Raw genomic sequence first — 26,963 nt, 5'->3', positions numbered from 1 at the left:
AGCCGGAGGCCGCAGGGACGAACGTGCCGGTGTGGATCAGGTGAGCCACACCGAGCAGGCGCCGGACGTCACCCACTTGTGGGAGCGGATGTTGTTGTCCACGGTGAAGCCGTTGCTGAAGGTGTTGTCGGTGAGGTTGTCCGCGAAGTACTCGTTCGGGGACAGGCAGGTGTAGCCGCCGCTGTAGCCGGTCAGGTACCAGAACTGGACGACGTCGTTGCCGCCGGTGTAACCGGCGTTCATGACCGACGAGGCCTTGTCCCAGGCACCGGCGAAGCCGCCGCCGGCCGCGTTCCAGTCGCTGTCGTTGCCGGCCGTGACGCCCAGGAGCGTGCCCTGGCAGTCCTGGCCGTCCCAGGCGTAGACGTTGCCGTTGCGGCCCGGCCACTTGTTGTTGCAGCCGGTGACCTGGGCGCCGGTGTCGGCCGCCTGGGCGGCCGTGGCGGGCACGCCGAGCCCCAGCGCGGTCAGGCCGATGACGGCCGCCGTGATGGCGAGCTTGCGCATGATGGATCCCCTCGTTTTGTGTGTGATGCGGGTCTGCGTCAGGCGCGTTGCGGCACGATCCGTACCGCCCGGTCGTACGCCTGCCGCTCAAGACGCCGGTAGGTGTCCAGCGCCTCGCCGTACCGGCCGCGCAGTCGGTCGACGTAGTGCGTCTCCCGGTCCGCGGCCACGGTCTTCAAAGAGGTCGCGCGGGCGCACGTGGCGTCGGCGACCGCGGTCCTGCGCTCGGCCGCGAACGCCTTGTCCGCGCCGGCCGCGCCCAGCCGCGCGGTGTTCTCCCGCACCGCGTCCCGGGCCGCCTGCGGGTCGGGATAGGACAGCCCGGCCCTCTTCATGCACCGCGACCAGGCGCCCACGACGGCGGTCAACCGTGGGTCGCGCATCAGGTCGTTCTCGTACAGGGCGGGCAGGCCGGTGGCCGTCTTCGAGGCGCGGAACCACTCGGCGGGGTCGCCGTACAGGGCCTTGACGGCCTCCTCGGTACAGCCACCGAGCCGCATGCGGACCTCACGGTCGCCGCCGGGCAGCCGGGCCGAGAGCACCTGGAAGTCGGTGCCGCCGTCGAGCGCCTTGTCGAAGGCGGCCCGGCGCGCGGTCGGCAGGCCCGCGCGGTACGCCGCGATGGGGTTGTGCAGCCGTACCCGGTCCTGCTCCGCCTCGATCCGGCCGCCGTAGCCGTACTGCCGGGCCCACGCCACGTCGTCCTGCACGTACCGCACCGTCATGCTCTCGCGCAGGGTCAGCGTGCGGTCCTCCCAGTACGCGAACCCGTGTCTGTTCATGCACCGCCTGGTCAGGCGCTGCTGGGCGTCGCCGATCCGGAGCTCCTGCTGCCAGGTCAGCGGCCGTGCCCCGGCCCCGCGGGCCGCCGTGGTGGCCGACCCCGTGCCGTCGGCGTCCGAGCCGTGACCGCATCCGGTCGCGACGACCCCCGTCAACGCCGCGACCGTACACAGCGAAGCGAACGCACGCTTCATCACGCGTCCCCCGTTTCCCCCTGCCACCCCGTCCGGAGCGACACTCACACCATGGGGCACGCCGACAGCGCGGGACACCTGAGAACTCTCAGGGTCACTTCTTCCCGGAAGGCGCGTACTCCTTGAGGTAGTGGGCGACGCGGGCGGTGTAGGCGCGGTTCTGCGGGGGAACACCGCCCGCGGCGTTCACCTTCTTGTACGACGTCCGGTAGCCGGCGGCGATCAGGAGGCGGCGGTCGCCCTTCAGGGAGGTCTTCAGGCCGCGGTCGATGAAGCACAGGTAGCGGCCCATCGCCGGGATGGACTGGGCGGGGGTGAGAGGAGGGGTGGGGGTCGCCGAGGCCGGGGTGCCGTCGGCGCGGATCCACCAGCGCAGTACGGCCGGGGTCCAGCGGGCGATGCCGTACTCCCCGCCGCCGGGTACGGACGGGTCCGAGAGGTTCGGGTCGAAGTTGCTCTCCGCCTTCAGCATCGCCGCGATGAGGGCCGGGGTGACGTTCGGCCGGGGGCACTCGTGCGCCGAGTCGACGATCAGGCGGCGGTACTGCACCGGGATGCCTTTGTCGGTACGGAGTTCGGAGGCGCCGTAGGTCGGGGCGGAGCTGCTTCCGGCGCCCGCGTCCGCCCAGTCGCTGATGCCGTAGCCGAGCGCCGCCACGGCGACGGTCGCGGCCGCCGCGGACAGGGCCGCCGCGCGGCGGGAGCGGGGGCGCCGGAGCAGGGTGCGGGGCAGCCGGGGCGAGCGGGCCGTACCGGCTGCCGCCTCGACCCGTCTGAGCAGCGTGTCCGTGCCGACGCGATCGGCGTGCGTACGGGACAGGCAGGAGCGGACGATCTCCCGCCAGGCGTCCGGGAGTTGGGGGGAGAGGCGGAGTTCCTCGGTGCCGTGGGCGTAGGCGACGGCCGCGTCGCGGCGGGCCGTCGGGGTGCCGCCGGGGAGGGGGAAGGAGCCGGTCAGGACGAGGTGTGCGAGGACTCCGAAGGCCCATATGTCCGACGACGGGCGGATACGGCGGCCACGCTCGCCGATCTCCGACCAGAGGAGCTCGGGCGGTGTGTAGTCGGGCGTGGAGAAGGCGGGCGTGTACGCGTGCGTGCCCTCCAGCTCGGCCGCCATGTTGAAGTCCGCGAGCCGTGCCGAACCGTCCTTCATCAGCAGCACGTTGGCCGGTTTCAGATCCCCGTGCACCCAGCCCGCGTGGTGCAGCTGGGCCAGGCCCTCGCAGATCTGCGCGAGGAGAGCTGGTCCGGCGGCGGGGCGGGGTGACGCGGACAGCAGGGCGGACAGGGAGCGTTCCGCTCTCTCCAGTACGAGGACGGTGGCGCCGTCGAGGTCCGGGCGGGCCGGGTCGTCGACGACGAGGGTGCCGTACATCCGGATCAGCCGCGGCTGCTTCAGCCGGCGGTGCAACTCGACCTCGCGGTCGATGAGTTCGCGCAGGTGGGCGAGTTGACGCGGGGTGGCCGTGCCGGTGGGCAGGAACTTCAGGGCGGCGGTGCGCGGGTCGCCCTCGGCCCGCCGGCCCTCGTAGACGCTGCCGAAGGCGCCCGTCGCGATCGGCTCGCGCACTTCCCAGTCGCCGACCCGGTAGCCCCGGGGGACCAGGACGGCGTACGGCTCGGTCATCGGGCCACCCGGCCGGACGGGGCGGCGGCGGACAGGACGATCAGGTCATCCTCGCGTACCAGGTCGAAGCGGAGCGCCAGGGAGACCAGGGATTCCTTCTTGCCGTTCAGGCGCGGGCCCTGGTCGGCCTCCTCCGGGGCGGGCTTGAGGCGCAGCTTCACCGCCAGGTAGTCGATGTTCCACTGCACCGAAGTGCGGGACGCGGCGGGCCAGTTCGGGCGCAGCCGGTCGACGACCTGGTCGACCGTGGGCAGCGGGGCGTGCGGTTCGCCGCGCAGCCGGGGCTCGCACAGGGCGGCGAGGACCGCGAAGTAGCGCTTGGTGCGGTCGACGGAGAACGCGGGGGCGGTGGTGTCGCCGACAGCGTTGTCGCCGCCGCCCGTGGCGCTCAGATAGTCGTGGCGCGGGGCCCACACCTCGATGGGGAGCAGGTCGCCGGCCGCGGGCAGCACGATCCGCGAGAACTCGAAGGGGACAGGGGCGTCGAGGCGGCCCGGGCCGACCTTGATGTGCTCGCCGGCGCCCTCCGGGTTCTCGACGACGTATGTCTGCTCCCGGCTGAGGTTGCTGAGGGTCCAGTAGGTGCCCTGCGCGGTGATCTCACCGGCCCTTCGGGACACGCCCTCGTGCGCGATCGCCAGGTCGACGTCGGGTGCGGCGCGTCCGAACGTGAGGTGCTCACCCGGCGCGAGCTGGAGCTGCGTGCGGTCTCGTTCGTCCTCCGGGGTCGGCGGAGGTACCACGATGATGCTGTACAAGGTGCGTCTCCCCGTGCCTGACAGCTACCCACGTCAGACTAGGGGGACGCGCCAGGGCCGTGTCCCCCTCGGAAGGGTGAGACACGGCCCTCGGCGTTTATTGGCGCGAACTGTTCAGTCGGATCCGGCCGTCAGTTCTGGATGACCATCGTGCTCGCGGCCTTGTCGTGCCAGCCCTGCTGGCGGCCGGACTTGTCCCAGAAGGGGGAGAGGTAGACCAGGAGCTGGCCGATGCCGCACAGGAGGCTGCCGACCATCGGGATGATCCAGCGGATGAACGCCGAGCCCAGGCCCGGCTTCTGGCCGGTGTCGGCCTTCACCACGCGGATGCCGACGGCCATCTTGCCCAGGGTCGCGCCGAGCAGGCCGGTCATCAGCCACTCGTAGAGCAGACCGAAGAGCGACAGGATGCCGATGACGACCAGGAACTTGCCCATGAAGTCCGAGCCGGCGTTGTTCATGCAGGTGTCGTAGTCGGTGGCGGCCGGGTCGCAGTCCTGGAAGGAGTTGGCGGCACCGGCGGCACCCGCGAAGACGAGGACGAAGTACACGACGCCGAAGATCACGCCGTCGATCACGCGGGCGCCGAACCTGCGGCCCATCGAGGCGAGGTTGGGCACCGGGCCGCCGGGGTAGCCGCCGCCCTGCGGGTAGCCGTAACCCTGCTGCGGGTAGCCGGGCTGCTGGGGGTAGCCGTAGCCCTGCTGGGGCGGGACGCCCTGGGGGGCCTGCGGGTAGCCGTAGCCGGGCTGACCGGGCTGGCCGCCGGGCTGCTGCGGGTAGCCGTAACCCTGCTGGGGGTTCTGCGGCTGCTGGCCGTACGGGTTGTTGGGGCCGTAACTCATGGCCGGTCTTCCTCCGTTGCGCTGCGGGGACGATGCGGATTGCGCGGAGGAATCACACGATGTGAGCGGTTTTGCCCCCCGAACACGAACCGCGGTACTGCGCCGTTCATCGTTCTTCACCCCTGAGTGGCTTGTCCAGACGGATTTCGCATGTGTTGTGCAAGTGCAACCTCGCTGATCATGGACGTGCGCGGGGGTGGCACCCGGATTGGAACCGGGGGCGGGTCATCCGCGAGGATGGGGCCATGACCGCCCAGATTCTCGATGGCAAGGCCACCGCAGCCGCGATCAAGTCCGATCTGACCGCCCGCGTGGCGGCGCTGAAGGAGAAGGGCGTCACGCCCGGCCTCGGCACGATCCTCGTCGGGGACGACCCCGGCAGCCAGAAGTACGTCGCCGGCAAGCACCGCGACTGCGCGGAGGTCGGCATCGCCTCCATCCAGCGCGAACTGCCGGACACCGCCACGCAGGAGGAGATCGAGGCGGTCGTACGGGAGCTGAACGAGGACCCGGCGTGCACCGGTTACATCGTCCAGCTGCCGCTGCCGAAGGGCATCGACGAGAACCGGATCCTGGAGTTGATGGATCCGGACAAGGACGCGGACGGGCTTCACCCGATGAACCTCGGGCGGCTGGTCCTGAACGAGCCCGCGCCGCTGCCGTGCACCCCGAACGGCGTGCTCACGCTGCTGCGCCGGTACGGCGTCGAGATCAAGGGCGCGGAGGTGGTGGTCGTCGGCCGTGGCGTGACCATCGGGCGCCCGATGCCCCTCCTGCTGACCCGCCGCAGCGAGAACGCGACGGTGACCCAGTGCCACACGGGCACGCGGGACCTGTCGGCCCACCTCAAGCGCGCGGACATCATCGTCGCCGCGGCCGGTTCCGCCCATCTGATCCGGCCCGAGGACGTGAAGCCGGGTGCGGCCGTCCTCGACGTCGGTGTCTCGCGCAGCGCCGAGGGCAAGATCGTGGGCGACGTCCACCCCGGGGTCGCCGAGGTGGCCGGCTGGATCTCCCCGAACCCCGGCGGCGTCGGTCCGATGACCCGCGCCCAGCTGCTCGTCAACGTGGTCGAGGCGGCGGAGCGCAGTGTCGCCTGACCCACGGGACGCCGCCCGCCGTCCGGCCGAGCCGCAGGACCCCGAGCGGCAGGCGGAGACGGCGATGCGCGAGGCGATCAGCGGGACGAGCACCACGGGCGCGGCGCGCCGGGACCCGGAAAAGGCCGGGAGTGGCGCCAAGGACCCCGCGCGCCGGGAGCGGGAGAGGGGCGAGGGCGCTGCGCGCGGTGAGGCGGAGGCCTCGACCGGGGGCGACTCCGAGGCCGGCTCGGGCTCGGAGTCGGCGGGGGCCACCCCAGGCTCGGTGTCCGCGGGGCCCGCGCCTGGCTCCGAGGCCGGCTCGCGTGGCGGCTCCGAGAGGCCGGTGCGGGAGCCGGCGCGGGATGTCGCTGGTGACGTCGGTGACAGGGGCGAGGCGGCGTCGGCGGTGGAGGCCGATGTCGAGGTGGAGGCCGAAGTGACCGTGCGGGATGCCATCAGTGCGCCCGATGCCAGTGGGCAGCCTCGGCGTGTCACCCGGCGGTTTCCGTTGTTCACGCGGGACACCGCGCGGCCCGAGGGGGGCGGCCGGGCCGCGCCCGGTGACGCTCCGGCGCCCGCGCGGCAGTGGCCGATCCTCGCTGTGCTGGGACTGGTCGCCATCGGGCTGCTGCTGACCGCGCTCGACTTCTTCCGCGTCGGCTGCCTGCTGGTCGGCGTCGCCCTGCTGGTCGGCGGGGTGATGCGGTGGGTCCTGCCGGACGTCGGCATGCTCGCCGTGCGCTCCCGCTTCACCGACATCGCCACGTACGGCCTCCTCGGCGCCGCGATCGTCCTGATGGCGATGATGGTCCAGCCCAACCCGTGGCTGCAGATCCCGTTCCTCAAGGACACCCTGCACTTCACCGTCAGCAGTGGCTGATGGATCACGGCTGACGGATTGCGGAACCTTTCACGACGACGGCCCGTCCTCTCCCCCGAGCAAGGACGGGCCGTCGCCACAACCACCCTCCTGCACGGCGAACCGCCTGTTCAACGGCTGTCAGCGCGCTGTGGCACGGAGGTGACCGTTCCGCAACGCGGGAACCATCGGCGGGCCGGCGTCGTCACCTGCTCAGACCGAGCGATGCTGGAGGTGTGTGATGGGCGGCTGGCAGCCGCTGCCGGACGATCTGCCGCCGGAGGCGCGGAACTTCGTGGAGCAGCTGCGGCTCCTGAAGGACCGCACGGGGCTCAGCCTCGTCGCACTCGGCGCCAGGACCGCGTACAGCAAATCCTCCTGGCACCGCTACCTCAACGGCACCCAGCCGCCGCCCCGGCAGGCCGTCGCCGCCCTGTGCCGGATCGCCGGCCTCGACGGCACGGACACCGAACGCTTCGCCGTGCGCTGGGAACTCGCCGTCCAGGCCTGGCCCCGCCCACCGAAACCCGCCGGCGAGGAGGGCGCGTCCGGCGACTACGAGGACGACCCGACACTGCCCTGGTGGGACACCCCGGAGGAGGTGGGCGACGGGCGCGGACCGGGCGGACGGCTGCTGATCTACGCCGTACTCCTGCTGCTCCTCATGCTGTTGATCGCCGTCGTCGGGGCTGTCGCGCTTGGGTGAGTTGCTGGTGAGGTGAGATGAATGCGACCGTGACGGGTGGGGTTGTCCGTGTGTGGCTGCGGTGTCGATGTATTGGCAAGTTTGCGGATCTGATACTGAGTTGTTCGAAGCGGGGGCTAGCGTGACGAGTCCGACAGGGGATGCACCCGTGCGCCCCTGCCCAAGGAGCTGAGATCCTTGCACGAGGGGGAAGAGGCGAGGAAGACCAGCACCGAACCGGGGGGAAGAGGGGGAAGCAATGCCTCGTTGGAGGGCCTTGCCGGACGAACTCGATCCGCAGGTCAGGGAGTTCGCGAGCCAGCTGCGGCGGCTCGTGGACCGCAGTGGCCTGAGCATCGCGTCGGTGGCCGACCGGACGGGATACAGCAAGACGTCCTGGGAGCGCTATCTGAACGGCCGGCTGCTCGCGCCGAAGGGCGCGATCGTGGCGCTGGCCGAGGTGACGGGTACCAACCCGGTGCATCTGACGACCATGTGGGAGCTCGCCGAGCGGGCCTGGAGCAAGTCGGAGATGCGCCACGACATGACCATGGAGGCCATCCGGATCTCCCAGGCGCGCGCCGCGCTCGGGGAGTTCGGGGCGCCCCCGGCCAACGCGAAGGGCGGCAAGACGGCCCGTAGGTCCGGCAGCGCGACGGCGACGCCGGGGGTCGCGGGACCGGCGGGCGTGGCACCCACGGTGCCGCCGCAGCCGGCGTCGCCGGACCACCGGGAGCCGGCCGACGCGGTACCGGAATCCCGCCCGGCCGAGCGCGGGGCCGCGGGTTCCGCCTCCTCGGAGGGCTCGTCCGCCGCCAACTCCTGGCGGCTGGCCGGATACAAGGGACCGTCGCAGACCGCCGGGCGCGCGCCCGTGGTCGGCACCACCCCGCCGGGCGCGGCCCAGCCCGCGGCGCCCGCGCCGGGCGGTCCCGGCTGGACGCCGGGCACGCCGAGCCCGTACGGCGAACCTCCGCAGGGGCCGCGGCCCGGCGGCGGGTCCTCCTCCGGCGGCGGCCGGCGGCGGCTGACGATGTTCCTCGCGGGCGTCGTCGGCGTACTGGTCGTCATGGCGGCCGTGTTCTTCCTGACCGACAACGGCGGCGGCAAGAAGAACGAGGGCGGCAAGGCCTCGCCCTCGCCGTCCGTCAGCACGGCCGAACTGCCGGCCGGCGTGAAGTGCAGCGGCGCCTCCTGCACCGGCAAGGACGCGGAGGCCATGGGCTGCACCAAGGACGCGGCGGCGGTGACGACCGCCAAGACCGCGGTCGTCGGCACGGCCACGGTCGAGGTCCGCTACAGCAGGACGTGCGGTGCCGCGTGGGGCCGGATCACCGCGGCCGCGCAGGGCGACGCCGTCCAGGTCACCGCGGGCAAGGCCAAGGAGACCGACAGCATCACGCAGGCCGGGGACACCATCGCGTACACGCCGATGGTCGCCGTGAAGGACGCGGGCGAGGCGACGGCGTGCGCGACGCTGGCGTCCGGGACGAAGGGCTGCACCCCGTAGCAGCCGGAAGAGAGGGGGGCGGCCGCCCGTCGTCCGGGAGAGGAGAGACGGAGGCGGCCGCCGGTGAGGGGGACCGAACGTGCCGGACTCCCGTGGGGGTACGGTTCGCGTGCCCGGGATGGGGGCGGCTATTCACGCCGCCCCACATTTTTCCGCCCGCATTTTTCCGCCTGTTTCCGCCTGCGTTTTTTCGCGGCCCCGGTGCGGTGGTCCACTCTGTGGGGTGGGCCACACGGACCCGGACGTCCGGGATTCCGGATGCGCGATAGCCTGAGCGGTGGATCTCTCGATGCCAAGAGATCGATCATTTGTACGTCCGTCCGCACCCCAGGGCAAGGACGCCCACCGCCAGCTGTCTACGGAGAACGCCATGACCCGCACTCCCGTGAACGTCACCGTCACCGGCGCGGCCGGCCAGATCGGTTACGCCCTCCTCTTCCGCATCGCCTCCGGCCAGCTGCTCGGCGCGGACGTGCCGGTCAAGCTGCGTCTCCTGGAGATCACGCCCGCGCTCAAGGCCGCCGAGGGCACGGCGATGGAGCTCGACGACTGCGCCTTCCCCCTCCTCCAGGGCATCGACATCACGGACGACCCGAACGTCGCCTTCGACGGCACCAACGTCGCCCTCCTCGTCGGCGCCCGCCCCCGCACCAAGGGCATGGAGCGCGGCGACCTGCTGGAGGCCAACGGCGGCATCTTCAAGCCGCAGGGCAAGGCCATCAACGACAACGCCGCGGACGACATCAAGGTCCTCGTCGTCGGCAACCCGGCCAACACCAACGCGCTGATCGCGCAGGCCGCCGCGCCGGACGTACCGGCCGAGCGCTTCACCGCGATGACCCGCCTCGACCACAACCGCGCGCTGACCCAGCTCGCGAAGAAGACGGGCACCACGGTCGCCGACATCAAGCGCCTGACGATCTGGGGCAACCACTCCGCCACCCAGTACCCGGACATCTTCCACGCCACGGTCGCCGGCAAGAACGCCGCCGAGACCGTGAACGACGAGAAGTGGCTGGCCGAGGACTTCATCCCGACCGTCGCCAAGCGCGGCGCCGCGATCATCGAGGCCCGTGGCGCGTCCTCGGCCGCCTCCGCCGCCAACGCCGCCATCGACCACGTGTACACCTGGGTCAACGGCACCGCGGACGGCGACTGGACTTCCATGGGCATCCCGTCGGACGGCTCCTACGGCGTCCCGGAGGGCCTGATCTCCTCCTTCCCGGTCACCACCAAGGACGGGCAGTACGAGATCGTCCAGGGCCTGGACATCAACGAGTTCTCCCGCGCCCGCATCGACGCGTCGGTGAAGGAGCTGGAGGAGGAGCGCGAGGCGGTCCGCGGCCTCGGCCTCATCTGACGGCTCCCGCACGGGAGTTCCCGACGATTTCCGTCCGCGAGTTCTCGACGGCTCTGTCACGAGAGTGCACGGGCCCTGTTCCGGTTTTCGGCCGGAACGGGGCCTGTTCCCGTTTCGGCCGCTACCTTCTGAAGCAGTACCCGGTGGGGTGATTCGGGGGGTTCGTGATGAGTGCACGGGACAAGTACGACGCGGCTTCGGGTTCCGGCCCGGAGCGGGAGCCGAGCGAGGAGAGAGGCCGGGCCGCCTGGTCCGACGGCGAGACGGGCGCGGCCCCGCCGTGGGCCTCGGCGGAAACCCAGACGGGCGGTACGACCCCGCCGCCCTGGGCATCGGCCGAGACCCGCACGGGCGGCACCCCGCCCCCGCCCTGGGGAACACCCCCGCCCGGCCCGCGTCCCACGCCTCCGCCGACCGCAGGCCAGGCGCCTCCGCCCGGCCCCGCGTACCCGCCGCCGTACACCTCGCCTGCCGCACCGCCGTACACCCTGAGCCCCACTCCACCGCCCCCCGCACCCCGTCGCGGTGCCGGGCGGCTGCTCGCCGTGATCGTGCTCGTCGCCGTGATCGGCGGGGGTACGGGCGCCGGTGCCTGGTATCTCACCCGTGATCACGGCACCGGGGGCCAGGCGGGTCCCACGGCCGGCGCGAGCGTGCGGTCCTCGTCGCCGCCCACCTCGCCGCCGCCGACGACCCCGTCCGCCACCGCGTCCGCGACCACGACCGCCACCGGCTCGACGCTCGTCGCCCACTCCGCGGCGCCCGGCTACGAGACCGCCCAGGACCCCGTCGGCTACGCGATCGACGTCCCCGACGGCTGGACCCGCCGCGAGAAACAGGGCAAGCTCGCGCCGGTCGTCTTCTACGACTCGCCCGACGACGGCCGCCAGCTGCAGATCTTCGAGGTCACGGAGTCCACGCCGTACGAGTCCCTGACCCTCGCCGAGACCGACCCGGGCTTCGGCTTCGCGAAGCAGCCCGGCTACCAGGTCGTCGAACGCGACCACGGCGACACCTGGGCCGAGCTTTCCTACCTCTACGACGACTCGGACAAGGGCACCCGCCAGGTCATCGACCACCGCTTCGAGGCCGCCGACGGCACCCTGTACGCGATCCGCTCCAGCGGCTCGGCGGACCTGGACCCCGAGCAGGTGCGGGATCCGCTGCGGATGGCGGTGCGGTACTTCTGCCCGTCGGGCGCGCAGTGCACCTAGCCTCCGCTATTCGAGGCCGCGCTTGCCGGGTGTCCAGAACGGCTTGGTGAGCACCGACCGCCGGTCCCACCCCGCCTCCCGGACGAGCACCTGCTTCACCTGCTGTACGGTGCGCGCCTCGCCCGCGACGTAGGCGATCCCGCCGTCCGGCGCCGGGGGCAGCAGCCGTATCGCCTCGGGGAGTGAAGTGGCGCCCCTGGTCAGCCAGTTGAGGCGGTCGGCGTGGGCGAGGGGCAGACGGTCGGCGGCCGACTCCGTCTCCACGCAGCCCGAGATCCGCGCCCCCGGCGGCAGCGCCGCGAGCATCGGCCCGAAGGCCACCGAGGCGGTCTCCTCGCCGACGAAGACATGGTGTGCGGCCTCGGGCCGGAGCGTGAACGACCCCTCCGGCCTGCCCAGCCGGACCCGCTCGCCCACCTCGACCTCACGGCCCCAACGGGCGCCCGGACCCGCCCCGTTGTGGTCCAGCACGCACAACTCGACCGCGCCGGAGGGGTCGTAGCGCCAGATCGAGTACGTACGACGGGTCAGGCTGCCCGCGACCAGCACCCGCACCTGCTGTCCAGGGCGGACGGTCAGGCCGGCCAGCGAGTCGTCCTCGATGCGCAGCCGGCGCATCCGGGCGGCGATCGGCTCGGCCTCGGTGACCGTGCCGCGCAGCATCAGCAGATCCAGGACCGGGTCCAGGAGAGTCGGAGGCATGGGGATGCTCCAGGGGAACTCGGGGACGAGTGGGGGCAGTTGGGATTCGCCGAGGGATTTTCACGAACGGCCCGAACGCGATAGTACGCGTTTCTGGCTCGACGCGATAGTGCGCGACTCCGCGTTGTCGCGGTAGCCCGCCACGACCACCGCCGTCGCCGCCAGGACCAGCAGGGCCACCGTGCGCAGGGCCGGGCCCATCCCGTGGGCGAGGTCCGGGTGGGAGGCGAGGACCGTGCCGGCGACCGCGACGCCGAGCGCCGCGCCGACCTCGCGGGCCGAGGTGCCGAGACCGGAGCCGAGGCCCGCCTGGTGGGCGGGGAGCGAGGTGACCACGCCCATCGTGAGCGCGGGCATGGACAGGCCGGTGCCGACCGAGATCACCAACAGCCAGCAGGCGTACGCCGGGTAGGGCGTGCCCGCGTTCGCGGTGGACGCGCCGAGCAGGCCCAGGCCGATCAGGGCGAGCCCGGCGCCGATCACCGGGCGCGGGTGCGCGGCCCAGCGTGCCGCCAGCTTCGGGACGAGCGCCATGCCGACGATCAGCGGCACGATCGCGACGCCGGTGACGGCGGGGTCGTAACCCTTCACGTCCTGCAGGTACTGGGAGTTGACGAAGAAGAGGGCGAACAGGCCGAAGAAGCCGGTGGCCATGCCGAGGGAAGCGGCGCGCAGGCGGGGGGACTTGAAGACGCGCGGGTCGAAGAGGGGGGTGCGGGAGCGGAGGGCGTGGCGGGTGAAGGCGGCGGCGAGGAGGGCGCCCGCGGCGAGGGCGGACAGGATGCGGGCGGAGGTCCAGCCGTAGGTGGGGCCTTCGATGACCGCGAAGAGGACGGCGACCAGGGCCGCGGTGAGCAGGAGGGTGCCGAGGGGGTCGGGGTGGTTGGCCGGGGCGCGTTCCGTGCGCGGGGTGGTGAGCGCCACGGCGAGGGCGAGCAGCGCGGCCAGTGGGACCATCGCGGCGAACAGGGCGCGCCAGGTGAGGAATTGGCCGACGAGACCGCCGCCGAGGTTGCCGAACATGCCGCCCAGGCCGATCGCGAGCGTCCAGGAGGCCATGGCCTGGGCGCGGCGCTCGGGACCGGCGAGGCGGATGAGGATCGACATGGTGGCCGGGGTGATCAGGGCCGCGCCCGCGCCGGAGACGCCCCGGCCGGCGATGAGGAGGGCGGGGCCGGTGGCGAGGGCGCTGGTGGCGGCGCCCGCGGCGAAGAGGGCGAGGCCGGTGAGGAGGGCGCCCTTGCGGCCGTGGCGGTCGCCGAGTGCGCCGGCCGGGATCAGGAGGGACGCGAAGACGATGACGTACGCGTCGACGGTCCACAGGATCTCGGTGTGCGAGGGGTGGAGAGAGGACGAACTCAGCTGGGGGATGAGGAGGTTGATGGCGGCGACCATGGACTGCGCGACGAGGACGCAGGCGCACAACGCGAGCAGGGTCGACCGTTTCAGGGCGTGCGAGGGCATGGCTCCTCCGGGGGAAGTCGATGGGAGCTCGGTGGGAGTTCGGTGGCTGGTGTGGGATGCCCTGTCACCGTAGGCTCGGGTCGGTCCTTGACTCCAGTGCAAGCTTTGCAAGGGGACGATGCGTGTGACGCAATCCGGGAATCCGGGCAGTTCGGCGGGTGGTCCGGTGGGTGGTCCGGTGGGGATGGATCTGAATCTGCTGGTCGCCTTGGACGTGCTGCTGGAGGAGCAGAGCGTGGGCGGGGCGGCGCGGCGGCTGCACCTGTCCGAGCCGGCGATGAGCCGCACGCTCGGGCGGATCCGCAAGGCGCTGGGCGATCCGGTGCTGGTGCGGGCCGGGCGGCAGATGGTGCCAACGCCGCATGCGCTGGCCGTGCGGGCCGAGGTGAGTGCGGTGGTGGAAAGGGCGCGGGCGTTGTTCGCGCCGGGGCGGGACGCGGACCTGCGCACCGTGCGGCGCACCCTGACGATTCTCGGCCACGACGCGATCGCCGCCGTGTGCGGCCCCGCGCTCTTCGCGCGCGCCGCCGCCGAGGCGCCCGGCATCCGTGTCCGGTTCCTGTCCGAGAGCCACGTGGACGCGCCGTTCCTGCGCGAGGGGACCGCCGACCTGGAGGTGGGGGTCGTGGACACGGTGGCGCCCGAGGTGCACGTGGAGTCGCTGTACGTGGACCGGATGATGGGCATCGTGCGGTCCGGGCATCCGCTGCTGGAGGGCGAGTTGACGCCGGAGCGGTTCGCCACGGAGGCCGATCACTTGATCGTGTCTCGACGGGGCAAGCTGCACGGGCCCGTCGACACGGCTCTGGCCGAACTCGGCCTGACGCGGCGGGTGGTGGGGTCCGTCGGCACGTTCCCCGCGTCGCTCTTCGTGGTACGGGACACCGATCTGGTCGGGCTGGTCAGCTCGTGGACGCTGCCGTTGGTGGCCCACCTGGGTCTGGTCACCTTCGAGGTGCCGCTTCCGCTTCCGCCGCTGCGGCTGGGGCTGGCCTGGCATCCGCGGCACGATGCGGATCCGGCGCATGCGTGGTTGCGGGGGGCGGTGCGGGAAGTTTTGGCCGACTGGGCAGGGGGTGGGGGTTAGGGTTCGTCGCAGTCTGCCGGTTTGTTGTGGCTGGTCGCGCAGTTCCCCGCGCCCCTATCGGGGCGCGTTGTTCAGCTGTTTCTCGAACCAGTGATCGGCATATACGTGATTCACGTACGGGGGGATCTCTGTGTAGCCGCATGCCCGGTACATCGCCTGGGCCTCTGTCAGGGTGGCGTGGGTGTCCAGGCGTACGACCGTGAGGCCTCGGGTTAGGGCCTCTTGCTCCAGTGCTTCCAGGATGCGGCGGGCCAGGCCCAGGCGGCGGGCCTGCTCGTGGACCCATACGTGGCGGATCTCGCCCACGCCCTGCTCCAGGCGGCGCAGCGCCCCGCACGCGATCGGGCGGGCCTCCTCGTACGCCACGTAGAACGCGCCTGCCTCGCCCGAGACCTCCTCCGGGCTCACCAGGTCGGACTTGTCGAAGCCCTCGGGGAAGCGGGCGTCGATGTCGGCCGCGTAGGCGTCCAGGCAGGCGCGGGCGTCCGGGGTGGCGGCGTCGACTCGTTCGACGGTGATCGCGGCCAGGCGGAGAAGGCGCTGGGATGTCGTCATCGCCTCGATGAGCTGGTCGCGCTGGGCGGGGGTGAGGGTGTCCAGGAGGCCCGCGGCGAGGGCGTTGGCGCGGCGGTTCTGTTCCTTGACCTCGGTGAGCCCGGTCGGGGTCGTTTCGATCATGCGGAGGCGGTTGTCTTCGGGGTGCGCGCTGAGGCGGACCAGGCCCTGGCTCTCCAGGGCCTTGGCCATGCGGCTGAGGTAGCCGGCGTCCAGGCCCAGGCGGCCCCGGAGGTCGCGCAGGGACACCCCGCCCGGGCTCTCGGCGATCTCGAACAGCAGGCGGGCCTCGCCGAGCGGGCGGTTCTGGCCGAGGTAGTGGTCGTCGAGGGCCCCGATACGGCGCGTGAAGTAGCGGTTGAAACGGCGCAGGGCCGCGACCTGTGCCGCCGGTACGGATTCGGTCTCCATAGTTCTTTGACTTTAGTCAAAGGATTCTGGGAGGTCCAGTGGAGACGGGGCGCATAGCTTCCACACCCTCACCTCCGGGCATTCCGGTATCGCCGCCCCCACTCGTCGCTCTATGCTGATGGTTTGTCAACTGAACGTATGACAAGGAACTTTCCACGCATCGGGGGATTGGCGTGAGCACCGCATTCGTGCCACAGCAACCACAGCCGTCGACGCCCTCCGGGGCCCCGCCCGCCGCGCCGCCCGCACCGCCGCACGCCAGTGAGGCCACCCGGCTGCTGTGCGCGGGCACCTATCTGGACTCCGGTTACCGCGACCGCGTCATCGAGGAGCTCCACCTCAACGAGCAGCGGATCGTCGCGCCCTCGCTCGGCTTCGACGCGGCCCGCGTCCTCGCCCACGCCCTGCGCGCCCGCCGCCAGGAGCTGATGTGGGCCGGCGCGATCATCGGCCTGTGGGTGGTCGGCGTACCCCTGAGCGGGGGCCTGTTGCTGCTCTTCCTCGGGCCGAGCTTCTATCTCGCGCTCGCGCCCTGGATCAGGGGGCGAGCGGAGCAACCGCCGCTGTACCGGCGGATCTTCGCGTTCCTGTTCCGCTGGAGCGGCCGCGCCTTCTTCACCTTCCTGTTCGTCGTCACCGTCATGGCCGCCTTCGGGGGCGGTTCGGACAGCGGTTCCGGGTACAGCAGTTCGTCGTACGACTCCTCGTACGACCCCTACGACCCGTACTCCTCCGGCCCGGACAGCGTCAGCGACCTGGTGCCGGGGCCCAGCGACATCGCCGGTGCCGTCCACCCCTGGCAGGCCTGGATCACGCTCGCCGTGTTCGCGCTGATCGGTTGGTGCGTGCACGCGCAGCGCAACCAGTTCAGCCGGGCGCTGGCCGCCGAGCTCTCCGCGCAGCGCTTCCCGGACGCTGCAGGTGACCCCGCCGAGCAGGCCGACAACCACCGTTTCCAGCGGCTCAAGCAGCGCATCCGGGCCGAGCAGCACGCGCCGCTGATCATGTACCACGAGGCACGGCCGTTCTGCGGGGCCGGAGCGGCGTACGACACGTGGGTGCTCGCCGTCGAACTGCGCCCGGACGAGCTGAAGAAGCAGCAGCCGCTCAGCAACCGGGCCATCCTGGAGCGGGTCCGGCCGCTGCTCGAACAGCTGCGCATCCCGGCCGAGTTCGCGGGGCAGGGCGTGCGTGACCGGCTGCGGTGGCTGGAGATCGACGAGTGCGTGTTCCTGCCGGCCGAGGGGCTGCTCAGCCGCGAGCAGGCGCCGTACAACCAGCAGGCCTTCGAGGAGCACCGGGCGCGGGCGGTCGAGGAAGGTGCCGAGAAGCGGCGGCACTTCCTGCGCATCCGGGTCGGGGGCTGGGAGGAGGAGCTGGTCGTCACGGTCTTCGTGCGGATCCACACGCAGGGGCGGATGCTGATGCTGGAGATCGCGCCGCATGTGCTGACGCCGGTGCGTTCGGACTTCAAGGACGCGGACCGTACGGCGCACCGGTTCCGGAACAACAACGCGCTCGGCAAGGCGGCCGGGGCGGCCACGCTGGTGCCGGGGTCGGCGGGGCGGGCGCTGGCCCAGCTCGGGCGGGGTGCCGTGTACGTATGGCGGCTGCTGACCGGGGGATACGCGGGGGCGCTGCCGGACGGGCCGGCCTTGTCCGTGCGCGAGTTGGGCTCGGTGGCGGTCGGGTCGACGTTCCAGGAGATGGACGTACGGCGGTATCTGAAGAGCGTGCAGGACCGGGTGGCGAACGGTGTGCGGATCGCGCTCGCCGAATCCGGTTACGAGACCGGGGAGTTCGTGCAGAAGGTCGTGAACATCAGCAACGGGGACGTGAACATCGGCCGGATCGAGGGGTCGACCTTCGCGGTGGGCAGCCATGCGTCCGCCGCCTCCACCAATGTCTCGGGCGGCGCGGGGCCGTCGAAGGGAGCGGCGAGTGATGGGCAGTGAGTCGGCGGGGCGTGAGCCGAGTGTCAACTTCGGGAACATCTCGGGGAACAACACGTTCGCCGTGGGCAGCCATGCGCGTGCCGAGAGCCATCACGTGCACCATGGCGGGGCCGGGCAACTCGACGATTCCGCGGCTGAGTTGCTGAAGGCCGTGCGCGATCTCCGGGCCGACCTTCGGGAGAAGGTTCGCAGCAGTGAGCAGACGGTGGCTCTGGACGAGGCGCTGGCGGAGACGGAGACGGAACTCACGACCACGGGCCAGGCCACCCCGACCCGCCGCGAACGCCTCCGCGAACTCCTCACCGACTCCCAGGCGTTGCTGACGGTCCTGGCGTCGGCGGGGACGGTGGCGGGTCTGGTGGGGCTGCGGCTGTGAGTGGCCCGGTTCGGTTGGCCTGTCGGGGATGCGGGAGGGGTGGGACGAGTGGGGGCTGGCGGTAGATGAGTGGGGGACCGCGGTACTGGAACGAGGACACCCAGCGGTGGGAGGACGGCGACGGCACGGGAAGCGTCCCGCTACCGGAACCGACCCTGCCGCCGCCTGCCCTGCCGGGGTTTGAGCCGGGGGTGGCGGGGGCTGCGGGGGATGGTGATGCCTCCGGCACGGGGGCCTCGGGACCGGGTTCGGCTTCGGGTTCAGATCCGAGTTCAGCTTCAGATCCGGGTTCACCTTCGGCTTCGGGTTCGGCTTCCGATCCGCGTTCAGCGCCGACTTCGGCTTCGCACGCGGTGACCGACAGCTCGGGGTCCGGGGCGTCGGCTGCGGGGAGCGGTTCGGGTGTCGGGAGCGCGGCTGCGGGTGCAGGGGCTGCCGACGGCTCGGGCTCCGGGGCGGCGGCCGAGGAGGCGGCTGGCGGTACCGACGCCGCGGTGGAGCCGGGTGCCGATGGTCCGGCGCGGCCGGTGGCGTCCGCCGGTGACTCGGCCGCGGGCGCCCAGGAGTCGCGTCCCGGCGCTCAGGACTCCTCCAGGCCCCTCTCAGCTCCGGCGACCTCGCCGAGCCCAGGCGGCTGGCCCGGTGGCGGCGCCGAGAGCTCCTGGCACGGGCCCGGGGCCGGCGGCACCGTGGTGGACGCCGGTTCGGGCGGCACCTCGCCGTCGGATGCGGCGGCGGCCGGCGGCGCCGTGCCCTCGGCGGGTCCTGCCGGTGGCAGCGGCGCAACGTGGCCTCCCACCGAGTCGGTCGGCCCGGGCGCCGGGACTTGGCCCCCGGCCACCTCCACACCCCCGGTCGCGTCCGCTGGGTCTGCCGCTCCCGCGTCCCCGTCTCCCGCCGTCCCAGACGGTTGGTCCACCCCACCCCCGGACACTCCGGCCGGCTGGTCAACCCCCACCCCCGGCACCTCCGCCGCCCCCAACACCTGGCCCACCCCCGAATGGACCACCGGCGCCTCCTGGCCCCCCGTCGGCCAGCCCACCGCTCCCGTCCCCTCTGCCGGGCTCCATCGGCGGCTCGTCTGGTCCGTCGTTGTCGGGGCCGCTGTCGTCGGTGTCGCCGTCAGTCTCGTGTTGACCTTCGTCGTGGGGAAGGACGGCGGCGGCGATGACGGCAAGCGAGTCGTCGCGGCCAGTCCTTCCGTCAGCGCTTCCTCGACCGGCGTCTCGCCCTCGACCTCGCCGACCCTTGAGGACACCGCCGTTCCGTCGCCCTCCGCCTCCGCACCCCCTGCCGGGTACGAACTGAGCGACGACACCGAGGGGTTCCGGATCGCCGTGCCCGAAGGGTGGTCGCGCAGCAGCGTGGCCTCGCAGCACGGGATCGCCGTCGTCAACTACCGCAGCCCCGACCGAGAGCACCGACTGCAGGTCTACCAGGTCGCCGAGGCCTCTCCCGCCGCCTCCTTCAAGCTGTATCTCTCCGACCAGGTCCCCAAGCCCCCGGGCTTCAGGAAGCTCGACCTGCAGACCCTGGACGACGGCGAGTTCACCGGCTCCCGGCTGGAGTACGTGGCCGACTCCCTCAACGGCGAGCCGGACATCGGCACTTGGCACGTCTACGACGAACGCTTCGTCGCCGCCGACGGCAACATCTACGCCATCGCCGCCTACGGCCCCGACGCCGACGGCAGCGGCAGCGAACTCACCAACCTCACCACGGCGTTGGACTGGTTCTGCCCGCCGTACACGACCTGCGACGCGGACGCCGGCACCGACTGAAGCAGCGCGGGCACACCACCCCTCACGTGTTCTGGAGCTCCTGCTGCAGCTTGCCGATGTCCACCGTCTCGCCCGGCGAGGGCGTCTTCGACGGCACCGGCTTGTCGTAATCCGTGAACGTCAGCGTCGTGTTGGTCCCGCCACCCCGCTGCGTCGCCTCGACCAGCCGGTGCGGCGCGTCCGAAGTGACGTACAGGACCGCCCTCTTGCCGCCCTCGCTGCCCGTCAGCGGGATTACCTTCGTGCCCTCGACCTCGGTCTCGGCGCCCTTCTTCAGTGACTTGCCCTCGCTCGACGACCCGCTGTCGACCTCCTTCTGGAAGGCCCCGAGGTCGCAGGTGTCGGCCAGCCCCTTCAGCATCGCGTCCTTGGTGGAGCCGTGGATGTAGCGGTTCTTGAAGAGTTCCGCCACCGCGTTGCCCTGGCCGCCGGGGACCTGTGACTTCCAGAAGGCGCTGTCGGGCTTCATCCACACCTCCTCGCCGCGCTTGACCAGCTCGACGCTGCCGCCCTTCCCGGCCATCCGCAGCGTGCCCACGCAGTTGCCGTCCTGGTCGAGGGCCAGATCCATCGAGGTCGGCTGGGTCCTGCTCGCGGACGTCCCCGCGCTGCGGTCCGTCAGCTTCAGGTGGACCGACTTCGCGTCGAGGAGGTTCTTCTTCGCCTGCTGGGCCAGTTGCCGAGCGGAGAGGTCCCCGCCGTCGTCCGCCGCGGCCGGGCCGGGCGACAGCAGCAGGGCCGCGCCCGCCGCCGCGCAGACGAGCGCCCTCCGGTTGGTCGCGATGCCTGCCATGGCGTCACCTCCGTGGTGCGCATCACCCCGCATCACCCCCGCATTACTCCGCATCACCCCACTCAGCGTACGGTTCGCCCTATTTGCCCGCATGTTCAGTGACACGGCCCACTTCCGGACATGGATTGCGCATGCAACGCGGGCCGAGGGGCAGGCGCTCACGGTCCTCGTGAGTGACATCCGTGTCACTCAGAGGCACGGACCAGGAACGGAAGGCAAGTACGGATCATGTCGGAGAGAGCGGAAACCCAGGGGCTGGACGCGCAGGCGACCATCCACGTGGCCGGGGAGTGGCGGGATGCCGTCTCCGGAGCCACGCGCGAGATCATCGACCCCGCGGACGGCCTGGGCTTCGCTCTGGTCGCGGAGGGTGACGAGAAGGACACGGACCTGGCGGTCGCCGCGGCCCGCCGGGCCTTCGACCACGGCGACTGGCCGCGCACCCCGGCCGCCGGACGCGCCGCCCTGCTGCGCCGGGTCGCCGACCTGCTGGTGCGCGATCGCGAACGGCTCGGCGCGCTGGAGAGCCGGGACGCCGGCAAGACCCTCGCAGAGGGCCGCGTCGACATCGACTGCGTCGCCGACGCCTTCCGCTACTTCGCCGACCTGGTCGCCGGGGAGGCCCCGGGACGGGTCGTCGACGCGGGGTCGAGCGACGTCCACAGCGTCGTCGTACACGAACCGGTGGGCGTGTGCGCGCTCATCACTCCCTGGAACTACCCCCTCCTCCAGGCCAGTTGGAAGATCGCCCCCGCGCTCGCGGCCGGCAACACCTTCGTCGTCAAGCCCAGCGAGATCACCCCGCTCACCACCGTCGCCCTGATCGACCTGCTCGCCGAGGCCGGGCTGCCGGCAGGCGTCGCCGGTGTCGTCACCGGCCCCGGGCACTCGGTCGGCGCGAGGCTCGCCGAGCACCCCGACGTCGACCTCGTCTCCTTCACCGGCGGCCTGGTCAGCGGCACCAAGGTCGCCCAGGCCGCCGCGCCGACCGTCAAGAAGGTCGCCCTCGAACTCGGCGGCAAGAACCCCAACGTCGTCTTCGCCGACGCCTGCGCCACCGAGGAGGGCTTCGACACCGCCGTCGACCAGGCCCTCAACGCCGCCTTCATCCACAGCGGCCAGGTCTGCTCCGCGGGCGCCCGCCTCATCGTCGAGGAGCCGGTCCGCGAGCGCTTCGTCGCCGAGCTCGCCCGCCGCGCCGCGAAGATCCGCCTCGGCCGCGGCACCGCCGACGGCGTCGAGTGCGGCCCGCTGGTCTCCGAGCAGCAGCGCGCCAAGGTCGAGGCGTACGTCGACTCCGCGCTCGCCGAGGGCGCGGTGCTGCGCTCCGGCGGCAGGCGCCCGGAGCCCTCCGAGATCCGGCCCGCCGGCGGCTACTTCTACGAGCCGACGGTCCTCGACCAGTGCCACCGCGAGATGAGGGTCGTACGCGAAGAGGTCTTCGGGCCCGTGCTGACGGTCGAGACCTTCCGTACCGAGGACGAGGCGGTCGCGCTCGCCAACGACACCGAGTACGGGCTCGCGGGCGCCGTCTGGACCACCGACCCCGGCCGCGCCCGGCGAGTGGCCGCCCGGCTGCGGCACGGCACCGTCTGGATCAACGACTTCCACCCCTACCTCCCCCAGGCGGAGTGGGGCGGCTTCGGCAAGAGCGGAGTGGGCCGCGAACTCGGGCCCGCGGGCCTCGCCGAGTACCGCGAGACGAAGCACATCTACCAGAACCTGACGCCGAGGCCGGTCCGCTGGTTCGCGGGCTGAGCCCCAACACCCGTACACCTCAAACGGTTTCGAGATATCTCAAGCTGTTTCGAGCGGTTTCGATAATTTTCAAGCGGTCTCAAGCAGTTCAAGCACTTTGGAGCAAGCCCCACATGCCCGAGAACCCCCATGTCTACGACTACGTCGTCATCGGCGGCGGCACGGCCGGCTCGGTCATCGCCTCCCGCCTCACCGAGAACCCCGACGTCACCGTCGCCGTCATCGAGGGCGGCCCCAGCGACGTCGGCCGCGAGGACGTCCTGACCCTGCGCCGCTGGATGGGCCTGCTCGGCGGCGAGCTGGACTACGACTACCCGACCACCCGCCAGCCCCGCGGCAACTCCCACATCCGGCACAGCCGCGCCCGGGTGCTGGGCGGCTGCTCCTCCCACAACACCCTCATCGCCTTCAAGCCGCTGCCCTCCGACTGGGACGAGTGGGAGGCGGCCGGCGCCAAGGGCTGGGGCGCGGTGCCGATGGAGGCGTACTACGCGCGGCTGAAGAACAACATCGTCCCGGTCGACGAGAAGGACCGGAACGCCATCGCCCGCGACTTCGTCGACGCGGCGCACAAGGCGCTGGACGTCCCCCGCGTCGAGGGCTTCAACAAGAAGCCGTTCGACGAGGGCGTCGGCTTCTTCGACCTCGCCTACCACCCCGAGGACAACAAGCGGTCGAGCGCCTCGGTGGCGTATCTGCACCCGGTCATGGACGAGCGGGCCAACCTGACGATCCTGCTGGAGACTTGGGCCCACCGGCTGGAGCTGGACGGCACCCGCGCCGAGGGCGTGCACGTCCGAACGAAGGACGGCGCCGAGATCCTCGTACGGGCCCGGCGCGAGGTCGTGCTGTGCGCCGGCGCTGTCGACTCGCCGCGGCTGCTCCTGCACTCCGGCATCGGCCCGCGCGAGGACCTCGAAGCGCTCGGCATCCCGGTCGCCCACGATCTGCCCGGCGTCGGCGAGAACCTGCTCGACCACCCGGAGTCGGTGATCGTCTGGGAGACGAACGGGCCGATCCCGGAGAACTCCGCGATGGACTCCGACGCGGGCCTGTTCGTCAGGCGCGACCCCGAACACGCGGGCCCCGACCTGATGTTCCACTTCTACCAGGTCCCCTTCACCGACAACCCCGAGCGCATCGGCTACGAACGCCCCGCGTACGGCGTCTCGATGACCCCCAACATCCCCAAGCCCAAGAGCCGCGGCCGCCTGTACCTGACCAGCGCGGACCCGGCCGTGAAGCCCGCCCTCGACTTCCGCTACTTCACCGACGAGGACGACTACGACGGCCGGACCCTGGTCGACGGCATCCGCATCGCCCGCGAGATAGCCAAGCAGGAGCCGCTGGCCGGCTGGCTCAAGCGGGAGGTCGCCCCCGGCCGGCACATCACCGGCGACGAGGAGCTGAGCGTGTACGCGCGCAGTGTCGCCCACACCGTGTACCACCCGGCCGGCACCTGCCGTATGGGCGCAACCGACGACGAACTCGCCGTCGTGGACCCGGAGTTGCGGATCCGCGGACTGGACGGCATCCGGATCGCGGACGCCTCCGTGTTCCCGACCATGACCGCAGTGAACCCGATGATCGGCGTGCTCATGGTCGGTGAGAAGGCCGTCGACCTGATCGGAAGTGATGCGTGATGAGTATGAGTACAGCAGTGTTCTCGGTCGAGGGTCTGTGGAAGGTGTTCGGCCCGAAGGCGGACACCGTCCCCGGCGATCCCGAGCTGACCGCCCTCGACCCCGCCGAACTCCGCGCCCGTACCGGCTGCACGGCCGCCGTCCGGGACGTCTCCTTCGACGTCCGCAAGGGTGAGGTCTTCGTGGTGATGGGCCTGTCGGGCTCCGGCAAGTCCACCCTCGTGCGCTGTCTGACCCGGCTGATCGAGCCGACCGCCGGCGCCATCGCCATCGACGGCGAGGACGTCCGCGCCATGGACCGCTCCCGGCTGCGCGAACTGCGCCGCCACCGCGCCGCGATGGTCTTCCAGCACTTCGGCCTGCTCCCGCACCGCACGGTCCTCGACAACGTGGCGTACGGCCTGGAGATCCAGGGCGTCGGCAAGGCCGAGCGCCGGGCCAGGGCGCGGGAGGTCGTCGCCAAGGTCGGCCTGGAGGGCATGGAGCAGCGCCGCCCGGCCCAGCTGTCCGGCGGGCAGCGGCAGCGCGTGGGCCTTGCCCGGGCGCTCGCCGTCGACCCCGAAGTCCTGCTGTTCGACGAGCCGTTCAGTGCCCTCGACCCCCTCATCCGGCGTGACATGCAGGAGGAGGTGGTCCGGCTGCACCGCGAGGAGGGCCGCACGATGGTGTTCATCACCCACGACCTCGGTGAGGCCCTGAAACTCGGCGACCGCATCGCCCTCATGCGTGACGGCCGCGTGGTCCAGCTGGGCACCCCGGAGGAGATCGTGGGCAGTCCGGCGGACGACTACGTCCGCGAGTTCGTCCGGGACGTGCCGCGCGAGCAGGTGATGACGGTACGGAGCGCGATGCGGCCGGGTGAGTGCAAGAGCCCCGAGCACCCCAACGCCATCGCCGCGGACGAGGTCGTCGCCGAGGCCATCAAGGTCGTCGCCCGCAGCGGCAGTGCGGCCTGCGTCGTCGAGGACGGCCACTGCCTGGGCGTCGTCGACCACGAGAGGCTCATCGGCGTCGTCGCCGGAACGGAGCCCGGTGCCGTCGCCGGAACGGAGCCGCGGAAGGAGGCGGCCTGATGGCTACCCTCACTGCGTCGGTCCCGCTCTCCGGCGGCCTCCTCAAACGCCGGTCCGTGCAGAAGCTGCTCCTCCTCGCCCTGGCCGCGGCGGTACTCATCCCGCTCGCCAACGCCCAGTGGGCCAGCGGCAGTTGGCCCGACGCCCTGACCGTCGACCTCTCCAAGCCGCTCACCGGCGCCAGCGACTGGATCATCGACAACCGGGACAGCCACCCCCTGTTCCTCTACGGCTTCGGCTACGTCAGCAACGCCGTCGTCGTCTCCGTACGCGCCGTCTATCTCGTCCTGCTCGCCGCGGGCTGGGCCGGCGTCACCGCGATCGGCGCGCTCGTCGCCTGGCGCGTCGCGGGCGTCCGGCTCGCTCTCGGCACGGGCGCCGCGTTCCTCGCCTGCGGGCTGCTCGGCATGTGGGTGCCAACCATGCAGACGCTCGCCCTCATGGTCGTCGCCGTCCTCGCGTCGGTGCTCGTCGGCGTCCTGCTCGGTCTCGCCGCCGGGCTCTCCGACCGCATGGACCGTGCCCTGCGCCCGGTCCTGGACACCATGCAGGTGCTGCCCGCCTACGCGTACCTGCTGCCGGTCGTCCTCGTCTTCGGCATGGGCGTCCCCGCGGCCGTCCTCGCCACCGTCGTCTACGCCGCCCCGCCCATGGCCCGCCTCACCGCCCTCGGCCTGCGCGGCGCCGACAAGGAGGTCCTGGAGGCGGTCGACTCGCTCGGCGCCACCGCCCGCCAACGGCTGCTGACCGCCCGTGTCCCCCTGGCCCGCAAGGAACTCCTCCTCGGCCTCAACCAGACGATCATGATGGCCCTGTCGATGGCGGTCATCGCCTCCGTCATCGGCGCCGCCGGCCTCGGTGACCGTGTCTACCAGGCGCTCGCGTCGGTCGACGTCGGCGCCGCGCTGGCGGCCGGCATCCCGATCGTGCTCCTCGCCGTCGTCCTGGACCGCGTCACCGGCGCGGCGGGCGAGAACGTCGGCGAGGAGCACGGGAACACCCGCCGGCTCTGGCTGTACGCGGCCCTCGCCGCGGTCGCCGTCGCGGTCGCCGGACGGCTGGCCGGGCGCCTCGACTGGCCCGACGCCTGGACCATGAACATCGCCGAGCCGGTCAACCGCGCCGTCGACTGGATGACCGCGCACCTGTACTCGGGCGTCCCGTACATCGGCGGTACGGCCGACTGGGCCGGCCACTTCACCACCTGGGTCCTCAACCCGGTCCGCTCCGGCCTCCAGTGGCTGCCCTGGTGGTCGCTGCTGCTCCTGGTCGCCGCCCTCGCCTGGCTGATCGGCACCTGGCGCACCGCGCTCACCGCGGTCCTCGCCATGGCCGCGATCGGCGTGCTCGGCGTGTGGACGCCCGCCCTCGACACGCTCTCCCAGGTCCTCGCCGCCGTCGCCGTCACCCTCGTCCTGGGCTTCGCGACCGGCATCGCGGCGGCCCGCAGCGACCGCTTCGAACGTCTGCTCAGGCCCGTCCTGGACGTCTTCCAGACGATGCCGCAGTTCGTGTACCTGATCCCGGTCGTCGCGCTCTTCGGCGTGGGCCGCGCCCCGGCGGTCGCGGCGGCCGTGGTCTACGCGCTGCCCGCCGTCGTACGCATCACCACCCAGGGCCTGCGCCAGGTGGACCCCGCCGCCCTGGAGTCGGCGCGCTCGCTCGGCGCGACCCCCGCCCAGCAGCTCCGGCAGGTCCAACTCCCGCTCGCCCGGCCCGCGTTGCTGCTCGCCGTCAACCAGGGTGTCGTGCTCGTCCTCGCCGTCGTCATCATCGGCGGCCTGGTCGGGGGCGGCGCGCTCGGGTACGACGCCGTGTTCGGGCTGGCGCAGGGGGATCTGGCGACGGGGCTGGTCGCGGGGGTGGGGATCGTTTGCCTGGGGCTGATGCTCGACCGGGTGACGCAACCGACGGAACGCCGCACGAAGAGTGGTATGTGAC

23 protein-coding genes are annotated in these 26,963 nt (G+C 71.9%); 14 read left to right on the top strand and 9 right to left on the bottom strand.

From position 1 onward, the window contains the following. Positions 1-36: 36 nt before the first annotated feature. The 5 genes from MQP27_RS33740 to MQP27_RS33720 all read right to left on the bottom strand — a co-directional run bounded on the left by MQP27_RS33740 (position 37) and on the right by MQP27_RS33720 (position 4,714). Positions 37-507, bottom strand: a complete 471-nt coding sequence (locus MQP27_RS33740) for a hypothetical protein (RefSeq protein WP_242772043.1) — start codon at positions 505-507, stop codon at positions 37-39. A gap of 38 nt (positions 508-545) precedes the next feature. Continuing rightward, complete coding sequence (locus MQP27_RS33735; protein ID WP_242772040.1) at positions 546-1,445, bottom strand: hypothetical protein; 900 nt, start codon at positions 1,443-1,445, stop codon at positions 546-548. Between the two features lie 133 nt (positions 1,446-1,578). Then, positions 1,579-3,111 (bottom strand): protein kinase domain-containing protein, encoded by a 1,533-nt coding sequence (locus MQP27_RS33730; RefSeq protein WP_242772037.1) that lies wholly within the window; start codon positions 3,109-3,111, stop codon positions 1,579-1,581. Beyond that, a complete protein-coding gene (locus MQP27_RS33725; RefSeq protein ID WP_242772031.1) occupies positions 3,108-3,869 on the bottom strand; it encodes an FHA domain-containing protein in 762 nt (253 codons plus the stop codon). Before MQP27_RS33725 ends, MQP27_RS33730 begins: the two co-directional genes overlap by 4 nt. A gap of 131 nt (positions 3,870-4,000) precedes the next feature. Beyond that, positions 4,001-4,714, bottom strand: coding sequence for an RDD family protein (locus MQP27_RS33720; RefSeq protein WP_242772028.1), 714 nt, complete (start codon positions 4,712-4,714; stop codon positions 4,001-4,003). Between the two features lie 245 nt (positions 4,715-4,959). Between MQP27_RS33720 and MQP27_RS33715 the strand changes: the two genes are divergently transcribed. The 6 genes from MQP27_RS33715 to MQP27_RS33690 all read left to right on the top strand — a co-directional run bounded on the left by MQP27_RS33715 (position 4,960) and on the right by MQP27_RS33690 (position 11,424). Continuing rightward, on the top strand, positions 4,960-5,814 hold the full coding sequence (locus MQP27_RS33715) for a bifunctional methylenetetrahydrofolate dehydrogenase/methenyltetrahydrofolate cyclohydrolase (RefSeq protein WP_242772025.1): 855 nt from the start codon (positions 4,960-4,962) through the stop codon (positions 5,812-5,814). 388 nt (positions 5,815-6,202) lie between these two features. Then, positions 6,203-6,676 carry a DUF3017 domain-containing protein gene (locus MQP27_RS33710; protein ID WP_372511393.1) on the top strand — a complete coding sequence of 158 codons (474 nt, stop codon included), beginning with the start codon at positions 6,203-6,205 and terminating at the stop codon, positions 6,674-6,676. Positions 6,677-6,896: 220 nt separating this feature from the next. Then, positions 6,897-7,361, top strand: coding sequence for a helix-turn-helix domain-containing protein (locus tag MQP27_RS33705; protein ID WP_242772022.1), 465 nt, complete (start codon positions 6,897-6,899; stop codon positions 7,359-7,361). 238 nt (positions 7,362-7,599) lie between these two features. Next, complete coding sequence (locus tag MQP27_RS33700) at positions 7,600-8,850, top strand: helix-turn-helix domain-containing protein (RefSeq protein ID WP_242772019.1); 1,251 nt, start codon at positions 7,600-7,602, stop codon at positions 8,848-8,850. A gap of 370 nt (positions 8,851-9,220) precedes the next feature. Next, the gene (locus MQP27_RS33695; RefSeq protein ID WP_242772016.1) at positions 9,221-10,210 is read left to right on the top strand and encodes a malate dehydrogenase; all 990 of its coding nucleotides are present in this window, start codon (positions 9,221-9,223) and stop codon (positions 10,208-10,210) included. 167 nt (positions 10,211-10,377) lie between these two features. Continuing rightward, entirely contained in the window at positions 10,378-11,424 is a 1,047-nt protein-coding gene (locus tag MQP27_RS33690) for a serine/threonine kinase C-terminal domain-containing protein (protein ID WP_242772005.1), read from the top strand. Between the two features lie 6 nt (positions 11,425-11,430). Here the strand turns inward: MQP27_RS33690 and MQP27_RS33685 are convergent, their stop codons facing one another. Then, on the bottom strand, positions 11,431-12,126 hold the full coding sequence (locus MQP27_RS33685; RefSeq protein WP_242772003.1) for a siderophore-interacting protein: 696 nt from the start codon (positions 12,124-12,126) through the stop codon (positions 11,431-11,433). 60 nt (positions 12,127-12,186) lie between these two features. Next, entirely contained in the window at positions 12,187-13,590 is a 1,404-nt protein-coding gene (locus MQP27_RS33680) for an MFS transporter (protein ID WP_242772001.1), read from the bottom strand. A 118-nt stretch (positions 13,591-13,708) separates the two neighbouring features. Between MQP27_RS33680 and MQP27_RS33675 the strand changes: the two genes are divergently transcribed. After that, positions 13,709-14,677: a LysR family transcriptional regulator gene (locus tag MQP27_RS33675; protein WP_372511382.1), complete on the top strand. Its 969-nt coding sequence runs from the start codon at positions 13,709-13,711 to the stop codon at positions 14,675-14,677. Positions 14,678-14,731: 54 nt separating this feature from the next. Here MQP27_RS33675 and MQP27_RS33670 read toward each other — a convergent pair whose 3' ends face one another. Continuing rightward, positions 14,732-15,643, bottom strand: coding sequence for a bifunctional helix-turn-helix transcriptional regulator/GNAT family N-acetyltransferase (locus MQP27_RS33670; protein WP_242771991.1), 912 nt, complete (start codon positions 15,641-15,643; stop codon positions 14,732-14,734). Between the two features lie 173 nt (positions 15,644-15,816). Between MQP27_RS33670 and MQP27_RS33665 the strand changes: the two genes are divergently transcribed. From MQP27_RS33665 to MQP27_RS33650, 3 genes are all read left to right on the top strand, one after another. Further along, positions 15,817-17,598, top strand: coding sequence for an AbeC-like domain-containing protein (locus tag MQP27_RS33665; protein ID WP_242771988.1), 1,782 nt, complete (start codon positions 15,817-15,819; stop codon positions 17,596-17,598). Continuing rightward, positions 17,588-17,974: a hypothetical protein gene (locus MQP27_RS33660; protein ID WP_242771985.1), complete on the top strand. Its 387-nt coding sequence runs from the start codon at positions 17,588-17,590 to the stop codon at positions 17,972-17,974. Before MQP27_RS33665 ends, MQP27_RS33660 begins: the two co-directional genes overlap by 11 nt. 1,130 nt (positions 17,975-19,104) lie before the next feature. After that, the gene (locus tag MQP27_RS33650) at positions 19,105-19,755 is read left to right on the top strand and encodes a serine/threonine kinase C-terminal domain-containing protein (protein WP_242771982.1); all 651 of its coding nucleotides are present in this window, start codon (positions 19,105-19,107) and stop codon (positions 19,753-19,755) included. Positions 19,756-19,777: 22 nt separating this feature from the next. Here the strand turns inward: MQP27_RS33650 and MQP27_RS33645 are convergent, their stop codons facing one another. After that, entirely contained in the window at positions 19,778-20,548 is a 771-nt protein-coding gene (locus MQP27_RS33645) for a hypothetical protein (RefSeq protein ID WP_242771968.1), read from the bottom strand. Positions 20,549-20,776: 228 nt separating this feature from the next. Here MQP27_RS33645 and MQP27_RS33640 point away from each other — a divergent pair, with 228 nt between their 5' ends. The 4 genes from MQP27_RS33640 (at position 20,777) to MQP27_RS33625 (ending at position 26,962) form a co-directional block, all read left to right on the top strand. Further along, positions 20,777-22,306 carry an aldehyde dehydrogenase family protein gene (locus tag MQP27_RS33640; protein WP_242771960.1) on the top strand — a complete coding sequence of 510 codons (1,530 nt, stop codon included), beginning with the start codon at positions 20,777-20,779 and terminating at the stop codon, positions 22,304-22,306. Positions 22,307-22,419: 113 nt separating this feature from the next. Next, positions 22,420-23,949: a GMC family oxidoreductase gene (locus MQP27_RS33635; protein ID WP_242771958.1), complete on the top strand. Its 1,530-nt coding sequence runs from the start codon at positions 22,420-22,422 to the stop codon at positions 23,947-23,949. Positions 23,950-23,954: 5 nt separating this feature from the next. After that, positions 23,955-25,022, top strand: a complete 1,068-nt coding sequence (locus MQP27_RS33630; RefSeq protein ID WP_242771956.1) for a quaternary amine ABC transporter ATP-binding protein — start codon at positions 23,955-23,957, stop codon at positions 25,020-25,022. Beyond that, a complete protein-coding gene (locus tag MQP27_RS33625; RefSeq protein WP_242771954.1) occupies positions 25,022-26,962 on the top strand; it encodes an ABC transporter permease subunit in 1,941 nt (646 codons plus the stop codon). The genes MQP27_RS33630 and MQP27_RS33625 overlap by 1 nt, the downstream gene beginning before the upstream one ends. Position 26,963: the final 1 nt, after the last annotated feature.

Origin of the sequence: Streptomyces cylindrosporus (assembly GCF_022698165.1) — a bacterium.
Lineage (GTDB): Bacteria > Actinomycetota > Actinomycetes > Streptomycetales > Streptomycetaceae > Streptomyces > Streptomyces cylindrosporus.
This window is presented reverse-complemented; position numbering and strand designations above follow the sequence as displayed.